At 57.3% G+C, this 8698-nt stretch carries 9 protein-coding genes; 6 read left to right on the forward strand and 3 right to left on the reverse strand.

From position 1 onward, the window contains the following. Nucleotides 1–153: 153 nt before the first annotated feature. A complete protein-coding gene (locus R6U90_RS01645) occupies nt 154–705 on the forward strand; it encodes an RNA polymerase sigma factor (protein ID WP_410350912.1) in 552 nt (183 codons plus the stop codon). Next, nucleotides 702–1433: a hypothetical protein gene (locus tag R6U90_RS01650; protein WP_410350913.1), complete on the forward strand. Its 732-nt coding sequence runs from the start codon at nt 702–704 to the stop codon at nt 1431–1433. The genes R6U90_RS01645 and R6U90_RS01650 overlap by 4 nt, the downstream gene beginning before the upstream one ends. 318 nt (nt 1434–1751) lie before the next feature. Here R6U90_RS01650 and R6U90_RS01655 read toward each other — a convergent pair whose 3' ends face one another. Both R6U90_RS01655 and R6U90_RS01660 read right to left on the reverse strand, forming a co-directional pair. Continuing rightward, a complete protein-coding gene (locus R6U90_RS01655; RefSeq protein ID WP_410350914.1) occupies nt 1752–1958 on the reverse strand; it encodes an acetyltransferase in 207 nt (68 codons plus the stop codon). 379 nt (nt 1959–2337) lie between these two features. Beyond that, nucleotides 2338–6210, reverse strand: coding sequence for a DUF3683 domain-containing protein (locus R6U90_RS01660; protein ID WP_410350915.1), 3873 nt, complete (start codon nt 6208–6210; stop codon nt 2338–2340). 211 nt (nt 6211–6421) lie between these two features. On the opposite strand from R6U90_RS01660, the gene R6U90_RS01665 reads away from it, so the two are divergent. The 4 genes from R6U90_RS01665 to R6U90_RS01680 all read left to right on the forward strand — a co-directional run bounded on the left by R6U90_RS01665 (nt 6422) and on the right by R6U90_RS01680 (nt 7880). Continuing rightward, nucleotides 6422–6658 carry a CopG family ribbon-helix-helix protein gene (locus tag R6U90_RS01665; RefSeq protein WP_410350916.1) on the forward strand — a complete coding sequence of 79 codons (237 nt, stop codon included), beginning with the start codon at nt 6422–6424 and terminating at the stop codon, nt 6656–6658. Between the two features lie 3 nt (nt 6659–6661). Further along, nucleotides 6662–6952 carry a type II toxin-antitoxin system RelE/ParE family toxin gene (locus R6U90_RS01670; protein ID WP_410350917.1) on the forward strand — a complete coding sequence of 97 codons (291 nt, stop codon included), beginning with the start codon at nt 6662–6664 and terminating at the stop codon, nt 6950–6952. Nucleotides 6953–7227: 275 nt separating this feature from the next. Beyond that, nucleotides 7228–7518 (forward strand): nucleotidyltransferase family protein, encoded by a 291-nt coding sequence (locus tag R6U90_RS01675; protein WP_410350918.1) that lies wholly within the window; start codon nt 7228–7230, stop codon nt 7516–7518. Next, nucleotides 7515–7880: a DUF86 domain-containing protein gene (locus tag R6U90_RS01680; protein WP_410350919.1), complete on the forward strand. Its 366-nt coding sequence runs from the start codon at nt 7515–7517 to the stop codon at nt 7878–7880. Before R6U90_RS01675 ends, R6U90_RS01680 begins: the two co-directional genes overlap by 4 nt. 294 nt (nt 7881–8174) lie before the next feature. Here R6U90_RS01680 and R6U90_RS01685 read toward each other — a convergent pair whose 3' ends face one another. After that, complete coding sequence (locus tag R6U90_RS01685; protein ID WP_410350920.1) at nt 8175–8321, reverse strand: hypothetical protein; 147 nt, start codon at nt 8319–8321, stop codon at nt 8175–8177. Nucleotides 8322–8698: the final 377 nt, after the last annotated feature.

Below are 8698 nucleotides of genomic sequence, written 5' to 3' on the forward strand. Positions count from 1 at the left end.
GACTCGAAAAAATTTTTCATATAAATTTCACATCAACATATTAGTTTTTTCTAATTTATTAATAGCATGAGGAATACCTGCCTGACATGATTTGCCGCTCCTGACGGTCATGCTAGAATCGCCGAACTTTGCTTAACCTGAAGTTATGCAGTTATGAATCCATTGAATTTGTTCTCTCGTCATCATCATATTAAGGAACGGCTGGAAGAACTGCGCCCGCAGCTTTATCGCCTGGCTTATTCCTGGACCAACAACCCGGCGCTGGCCGACGACCTGACCCAGGAGACTCTGGCCAAGGCCCTGAAAAATGTCGCGCAATTGAAGAAACCCGAAGCACTGAAAAGCTGGTCTTTTGGTATTCTACGCAACTGCTGGCGCGATCATTATCGCAGCAGCCGCGACATGGACGACGTGGACAACCAGGTGCTGGCCGATAATCAGACACCGGAAAAACATCACGAACAACAAAACATTGTCGACAAGGTTCGCAGCGCGGTTTCCGAACTGCCAGAGGGCCAGCGCCAGGTGCTGACCCTGATCGACCTGGAAGGCTGCAGCTACGCCGAGGTCGCCGATATCCTCGATATCCCCATTGGCACCGTCATGAGCCGGCTGTGTCGGGCACGCAAATGCCTGGCGGGAAAACTGCTTGAGTTCCAGCCCGAAAGCGCCAATAACGTGGCTTCTATCAGGAGAGTCGTATGAACTCGAATTTTTCCGATGAGCATCTGAATGCGTATCTGGATAACCAGCTCGATGCCGAGGAACGGAGCATGCTGCTCGAGGAACTGCGTCGTGATCAGGCCCTGGCCGAACGGGTCTGCAAGCTGCAAAAAGTTCAGGACATGGTTCAGCTGGCCTACCACAATGCGGCCATCGAACAGAACACCGGTCAACCCCGTCGTCGACGCTGGCAGCTTTACTTTGCCCAGGCCGCCTCGGCCCTGCTGATCCTGGGCCTGGGGCTGAGTATCGGCTGGTTCAGCCACGACACCTTCAAGCGCCCTGCCTCCCTGTTTGAAATGGCCCAGTCCGCCCAGGTGGCCGCCGAACCGCAACCGGATGACGAACTGAAGCTGATGCTGCACGTCAACTCCGATGATCCTTCGCGCCTCAAAACCGTGCTGGAAGAAGCCGAATACCTGCTGCGCACTTCGCGCAGCAAACAACGCCCGTTGCGTATCGAGATCATGGCCAATGGCCAGGGCCTCAAGCTGCTGCAACAGGGCAATACCGCCTACACCAGAAAAGTTCAGACCCTGAGCAGCAGCTACCAGAACGTCCGCTTCATGGCCTGTCGTATCGCACTGAATCGGTACCGGGAAGAAAACGGCATCAGCCTCGAACTGCTGCCCAACGTCGACGTGGTGCCCTCCGCCATGCAGGAAGCCCTGTTGCGTCAGCGGGAAGGGTGGACTTATCTCAGAATCTAAAAAACAGGGCCGAGTGACGAGGGCCGAGTAACGAGGAAGACCTTGTCCGACAGACCACAGGAACGCGGCTGCGCCGCGATAACCCTGTCTACCTGGCAAGTCTATCGCGGCTGAAAGCCCCTCCTGCAAACCTTCGCCACTCTCGTTCGTCGTGACTCGGCCTGCGTGCCCAGGACGCCGGGAGACGCTGTACGCGGTCTAACGCTGCCAACTGCGACTACTATCTATCTGCCCATTGATTTTTTTGTCGCGCCAAAGGCGCTCCTGCAACTTCAGATGATGAGATGCTTTTCCTCGTCCCTCGTAACTCGGCCCTCGTCACTGCTTATAGTTGGCATCCACCCAGCATCGGGGCAGCGCCTCGCCGGAAGGGAAGAGCAATCCCTGCTTGGCAAAGGACTGCGCATCCTGCATCTCTTCACCGGCGTGGTAACGGCCAGTGACACTGGCTTCGAACGGATCAAACAGGGCTCCCAGATCGGTAATCTCTACCAGATCGCCGTTACTCATATCTTTGAGATACATACGTCCTGACTCCTGCTTTGATGGTTTATCAGTAAAGTATAGACGATAGGGGCGAGTGCTGAGTGCTGAGTGCTGAGTGCTGAGTTCTGAGTTCTGAGTTCTGAGTACTAAGTCGGGAGTCGGGAGTCGGGAGTCGGGAGTCGGGAGTCGGGAAATGATGCGGCAGGAGCGGCTTCGGCGTGACAGATCGTGCGGTCCGATAGGCCGTCGCGGCTGAAAGCCCCTCCCACAGAAACTAAACAGATTGTTGCTTGTTGTGGGAGGCGGCTCCATCGGCGACGGAACTGCGGACTGGCAAGGCCTGTCGCGGCGAAGCCGCTCCTGCCTCACTATTTCACTGCCGACTGCTAACTGCCCACTCGGCAGTCAGCACTCAGCACTAAAGAAGAACCCGCTCGATCCCCCGATCCGAGGCGCGCTTGACGAACTTGTCCTGCCAGCCATCGCCGAGCAGGTGGTTGGCCATTTCGACCACGATATAATCAGTCTGGATGCCGGTATCCTCGGTGTAGCGGGACAGGCCTTGCTGGCAGGCGGGGCAGGAGGTGAGCATCTTGACCTCGCTTTGATCGTTGTAACGCTTGCCAATCAGCTGCTCCAGGCCATTTTGCAGCTCTTCCTGCTTGCGATAACGTACCTGAGTAGAGATGTCGGGGCGCGCCATGGCCATGGTGCCGGCCTCGCCGCAGCAGCGATCAGACAGGCTGACGTCCTGTCCCATCAGGTTGGAGGCCACCTTGACCGGATTATAGCGTTTCATCGGCGTGTGGCAGGGATCGTGGTACATGTACTGCTTGCCGGTCAGGTTCTCCAGCTTCACGCCCTGTTCCATCAGAAACTCGTGAATATCCAGCAGGCGACAGCCGGGGAAGATCTTCTCGAACTGGTACTTGAGCAGCTGATCCATGCAGGTGCCGCAGGAGACGATCACCGTCTTGATATCCAGGTAGTTGAGCGTGTTGGCCACGCGGTGAAACAGCACCTGGTTGTCGACGGAGATCTGGTGCCCCTTCACCTCGTCGCCGCCGGAGGTCTGCGGATAACCGCAACACAGATAACCGGGCGGCAGCACGGTCTGCACGCCGGTGTCGTAAAGCATCGCCAGCGTTGCCAGCCCGACCTGGCTGAACAGCCGCTCGGAGCCGCAACCGGGGAAGTAGAACACCGCCTCGCTGTTGTCGTCGACTTTTTGCGGATCGCGCAGGATCGGCACTACCTTGTCGTCCTCGATCCCGAGCATCGCGCGGGTGGTGCGCGCCGGCAGGTTGCCTGGCATGGGTTTTTTCATAAAGTGCACCACCTGTTCGATGGCGCCGGTCTGGCCGGTGGTCGATGCCGGACGTTTTTTACTGCTGTCGATACTGAACCTGCGCGCCAGCTTTGAGGCCAGCGACTGGGCTCTGTAACCCCACTGGATAAACAGCTTGCGGAAGATCTTGATGGCCGTGGGATCGGTGATGTTCAAAAAGATCATCGAGAACCAGGTGCCGGGATTGAAGTGCTTCTCGCCCTGCTTGCGCAGAATGTTGCGCATCGACACCGACACATCGCCGAAGTCGATGTCCACCGGACAGGGGTTAAGGCATTTATGGCACACGGTGCAGTGATCGGCCACATCATTCATCTCGGCAAAATGGCGGGTCGAGATCCCGCGCCGGGTCTGCTCCTCGTACAGAAAGGCTTCAATGATCAGCCCCGAGGCCAGGATCTTGTTGCGCGGCGAATAGAGCATGTTGGCGCGCGGGATATGGGTGTTGCAGACCGGCTTGCACTTGCCGCAACGCAGGCAGTCCTTGACCATATGGTTGAGATCGCCCAGGTCGCTGGCTTCCAGGATCAACGCTTCCTGTTCCACCAGGCGCAATGACGGCGTATAGGCATTGGACAGGCCCGAGCCGGCCATCAACTTGCCGGGATTGAAGAGCTGTTCGGGGTCGACTTTCTGCTTGTAACCGGCGAAAGCTTCGATCGTGTCGCGATCCAGAAACTGCATCTTGGTGATCCCGATGCCGTGTTCACCGGAGATGACACCGCCCAGCTCGCCGGCCAGTTGCATGATCCGCTCGACCACTTCGTCCGCCTCGCGCAGCATCACATAATCATTGGAGTTGACCGGGATATTGGTATGCACGTTGCCGTCGCCGGCATGCATGTGGGTGGCGACAAACAGTCGGCTGGAGCGGATTTGCTGATGGATCTCGTCGAGTTTGTCCCGCACGCCCTTGAGTTCATGGCCGGCAAAGATATCCTTGAGCGGCGCCTCCACCTGCTTGCGATAAGAGATTCGCACCTGGCGGCGTTGCAGCAGGTTGAACAGACTCTCTTTCTCTTCGGTTTCGATCCTGTCGTTGGGGGTCTGCCACAGTTCACGATGCTTCGCTGCGGGGCGATCCAGATGGGTCAATATCGCCTGCCAGCGATCCTTGACCGCCTGCAGCAGCTCGCGCGCGGCATGCTTCTTGGCCGCGATGATCGCCTCGCTCTCCTCGCTCTCCTCCGCATCGGGTACTTCCCCGGCACGAATCGGATGCAGCTGGGGCATCTCGCCGTCCAGATAGTCGAGCACCGCATCGATCATGCGGATCTTGTTACGCGTCGACAACTCGATGTTGATCCGCTCGATGCCGTCATTGTACTCGGCCAGTTTGGCCAGCGGGATCACCACGTCCTCGTTAATCTTGAACGCATTGGTGTGCGAGGCGATGGCCGCGGTGCGCGCCCGATCCGCCCAGAAGCGACGTCGCGCCTCGGCGCTGACGGCAACAAACCCTTCCGCCTCGCGCGCATTGGCCAGCGAGACGATGTGTGACGCGGCCTGGGCCACGGTATCCTCATCATCGCCGGCGACATCAATCAGCAATACCATCTTCGGCAGGTCCTGGCGCGGCGCCTTGGTGGTGTACTTGACCGCGCGCACATAGCGCTCGTCCAGATGCTCCATCCCGGCCAGATCGACATCGTCCAGACCGTCGAGATAATCCTTGGTCTCGACAATCGCCGGCACAGCCTTGCGCAGGTCGTTACCGAAAAACTCCAGGCAGACGGTGCGAATGAACGACGGCATGCGATGCAGGGTAAAGACGGCCGAGGTGATAATACCGTCGCAGCCTTCTTTTTGAATGCCCGGCAGGCCGCTTAGAAACTTGTTGGTCACATCCTTGCCCAGGCCCAGCTTGCGCAGGTGGGCGCCGGGAATGCGCAGGATCTCCGGCTCGCCACAGGGCGTCTCGCCGTCGCTCTCCAGGCGACTGATGCGAAAGGCCACCTCCTCCTGCTCGTGAATCTTGCCCAGGTTGAAGTTCAGCCGCTGCACTTCCATCCATTTGGCATCCGGCGTCACCATGCGCCAGGAGACCAGGTTATCCAGCGTGGTGCCCCACATCACCGCTTTCTTGCCGCCGGCGTTCATGGCGATGTTGCCGCCGATGCAGGAGGCATCCTGCGAGGTCGGATCCACGGCAAACACAAAGCCATTGGCCTCGGCCAGCTGCGACACACGATTGGTCACTACCCCGGCCTCGGCGCGCACCACCGGCAGAGACTGTTCGCCCTCTTCGCCGTCGACGAACAGTTTCTGGTGACTGACAGCGTCCAGCCCCTCGAGCTTTTCGGTATTGATCACCGCGCAATTTTCCTGCAACGGCACCGCACCACCGGTGTAGCCGGTGCCGCCGCCGCGCGGAATCATGCTGATCCCCAGCTCCAGACAGGTTTCGACCACCTGCTGTACTTCCTGCTCGTTATCCGGGTTGATCACCACCAGCGGATACTCCACCCGCCAGTCGGAGGCGTCGGTCACGTGCGAGACCCGCGCCAGGCCGTCAAACGCGATGTTGTCTTTGTGGGTGATCTTGCGCAGCCGCTTCCAGGCTTTTTTGCGCAGCGCATTTTGTTCGGGGAACCACTTCTCGAACTGTCGGATCGCCTCCTTGGTCTTGATGATCAGCTCCTGGGTCAGGGCATTGCCCGCAGCGCGCTGGGCAATCCCGTCCAGACGATGATACAGCGCCTGGGTCAGCGACTCGCGGCGCTTGCGATTGGCCAGCAGATCATCCTGAATGAACGGATTGCGTGTCACCACCCACATATCCCCGAGGATCTCGAACAGCATCCGCGCCGAGCGGCCAGTCACCCGCTCCGCGCGCAGCTTCTCCATCACCTGCCAGGCATCAATGCCCAGCAGCCGGATCACGATTTCTTTATCGGAAAAAGAAGTGTAATTGTACGGTATCTCGCGTATTCGTTCAGTCATATAGTTGATTTTCAAGGAGTTTTGAGAGAGCGGACAGGCCGCGAAAGAACGCTATTCTAACATGCGACCAACAAGCGGGTAACCGGCAATCCGGGGATAATGCCCTTGAATTCAGGAGGTTATGGATCAAGAAAGTTCTGAGTTCTCAGTGCTGAGTACCCGGTCATGTGTTAAAATGTGTACATACGAACGCGTCCAGAGAGGTGCCCCTATGCCACAGTCTTCGACCATGACTATCCGCCTGGATGCCAGGCTAAAATCGCGCCTGGACAAGCTCGCCGAAGTCACCCACCGGAGTAAATCCTACCTCGCCTCTGAAGCGGTACGGGATTTCATCGAACTGAACGAATGGCAAATCCGTGAAACCGAAGCGGCTATCCATGAGGCCAATGCAGGTGATTTTGCCCAGGACGAGGATGTCAGAGCGGTGTTCGACAAGTTGAGGTAATCCATGCGGGTAAAGTGGCTACGGAAGGCATTGATCAATCTTGAACAGGAAGCCGCCTATATCGCGAGAGAAAATCCCGAGGCTGCCCGACTCGTCGTCCAGCGGATCGAACACAGCATCGGGCTGCTGGGAGACAACCCCGCTCTGGGCCGGGTAGGTCGGGTACCCGGCACCCGTGAACTCCTCATTCCCGATACACGTTACCTCATCCCCTACCGGGTCCGCCCGCGGCTGCAACAGATTGAAATACTGCGTGTCTTTCATCTCGCCCGGCAGATTCCCGGAGAATGGTAGTGCTGAGTGCTGAGTGCTGAGTGCTGAGTGCTGAGTGCTGAGCAGATTGTCATTCCGGCACACAGACCGGAATCCAGTTCCTAATCGGGGTAGCGAACTCTGGAGTGACAAAACGAACCACGAAGGAGGACTGCTTTTCACTTCGTGTCTTCGTGGTGAAGATTTTCCTCGTTCCTCGTCACTCGTCCCTCTTTACTTTTTTCAGGCTTGCAAAACCGCAACCGACAACCCACAATATCAGGACAATCGAACTTTTTCCCAACATTCAAAGACCTATGAAACCTTCAGAGGCATTGCAAACCCATCGGGAGGCTATCCGCAGGATTGTGGCACGGCACCACGCCAGTAATCCCCGGATCTTCGGTTCCGTGCTTTACGGAGATGATACGGATAATAGCGATCTGGATATTATCGTCGACACAACGGACGAGACCTCTTTGTTTGATATTGGCGCCATTCATGCTGAACTGACGGAACTGCTCGGTGTGAAAATCGATGTACTGACGCCGGGATCATTGCCGGATCGATGGAAAGAAGACGCCCTGAGCGAAGCGCGAGCGGTATGAGCAAGCGTGACCGGCTTGCTTTGCAGGATTATCTCGAACATATTCAGCAAGCCATTGAACGCATCCAGCGATACCTGGAAGGGATTGATTACGCGGCCTTTCTTCGTAACGAGGAGAAGCAGGATGCGGTAATTCGTAATCTTGAGATAATCGGTGAAGCTGCGGGTAATATCCAGCGCCATTTCCCGGATTTTGCCCATCAATATCCGGATTTCCCTCTCAATGCGGCATACAGCACACGCAATGTGTTGGCGCACGGCTATTTCAAAATTGACCTGAACATCGTCTGGAAAACCATTGAACGCGACCTGCCAGCACTGGCAATTCAGGTAGAGAACGCTCTTCAACCATTTGAAAAATAATAGCCCACATCAATCTAAAACCGGAAATAGCGAAGTAGTGTCCGGCGATCCGGCTACTGAGTGTTGAGTGCTGAGTTCTAAGTTCTGAGCAGGTAGGCCCGATATAGCGAAGCGGTATCGGACATTTTTCGAGATGCCGGACACCGCGGAGTTTATGCCCGCAGGGTGCTCAGTCCGGCCTACCACTGAGTTCTGTGTTGGCAGTCGTAGGGTGGCACAAGCGCAGCGGTGCCACCGGATAGAATGCCGGAACCGCGTTGCTTGTTCCGGCCTACCTTACACCGGCCGGTATCTTTACATAAACACAAACACCACCACAGCATACCGGGCTGTCTTGCCGATCCCGATCAATACCAGGCTCAGCAGCCAGTGAATCCGCAACCAGCCAGCTGCAACACATAGCGGATCGCCGATCACCGGCAGCCAGGACAGTAACAGCATCGGTGCCCCCCAACGGCGAAGCCGTTCCAACGCCTTGGGCGAGGGACGAGGTACGAGGGACGAGTGACGAGGAGTAACCCGCTCCCGCGTCGCTTCGGCAGGGTGCGTCCCACGCATCCTCATCCCCGAATCACCGCACGCTGGTGCACCCCAGAGGCGAAGCCGTTTTACGGCCTTCGCCGAGGGCCGGGGTACGAGGGACGCGTGACGAGGAAAAACCCGCGCTTTTGTCAGTTTCATAGGGTGTGTCCCACGCACCCTACCCGCTACTGTTCCAGGCTGATTTTGCTTTTCCTCGTACCTCGTCACTCGTCCCTCGTCACTTTTATCCGTTGGAGGCACCATCGGCGACACAACCTGTTCAGCAGAATACCGCA

It is taken from the genome of Thiohalophilus sp. (assembly GCF_046483665.1).
Lineage (GTDB): Bacteria > Pseudomonadota > Gammaproteobacteria > UBA6429 > Thiohalophilaceae > Thiohalophilus.

Excerpts from the sequence above, each read along its gene's own strand:
- R6U90_RS01645 (WP_410350912.1), top strand. The coding sequence starts at position 154 with ATGAATCCATTGAATTTGTTCTCTCGTCATCATCATATTAAGGAACGG.
- R6U90_RS01650 (WP_410350913.1), top strand. The coding sequence starts at position 702 with ATGAACTCGAATTTTTCCGATGAGCATCTGAATGCGTATCTGGATAAC.
- R6U90_RS01655 (WP_410350914.1), bottom strand. The coding sequence starts at position 1,958 with ATGTATCTCAAAGATATGAGTAACGGCGATCTGGTAGAGATTACCGAT.
- R6U90_RS01660 (WP_410350915.1), bottom strand. The coding sequence starts at position 6,210 with ATGACTGAACGAATACGCGAGATACCGTACAATTACACTTCTTTTTCC.
- R6U90_RS01665 (WP_410350916.1), top strand. The coding sequence starts at position 6,422 with ATGCCACAGTCTTCGACCATGACTATCCGCCTGGATGCCAGGCTAAAA.
- R6U90_RS01670 (WP_410350917.1), top strand. The coding sequence starts at position 6,662 with ATGCGGGTAAAGTGGCTACGGAAGGCATTGATCAATCTTGAACAGGAA.
- R6U90_RS01675 (WP_410350918.1), top strand. The coding sequence starts at position 7,228 with ATGAAACCTTCAGAGGCATTGCAAACCCATCGGGAGGCTATCCGCAGG.
- R6U90_RS01680 (WP_410350919.1), top strand. The coding sequence starts at position 7,515 with ATGAGCAAGCGTGACCGGCTTGCTTTGCAGGATTATCTCGAACATATT.
- R6U90_RS01685 (WP_410350920.1), bottom strand. The coding sequence starts at position 8,321 with ATGCTGTTACTGTCCTGGCTGCCGGTGATCGGCGATCCGCTATGTGTT.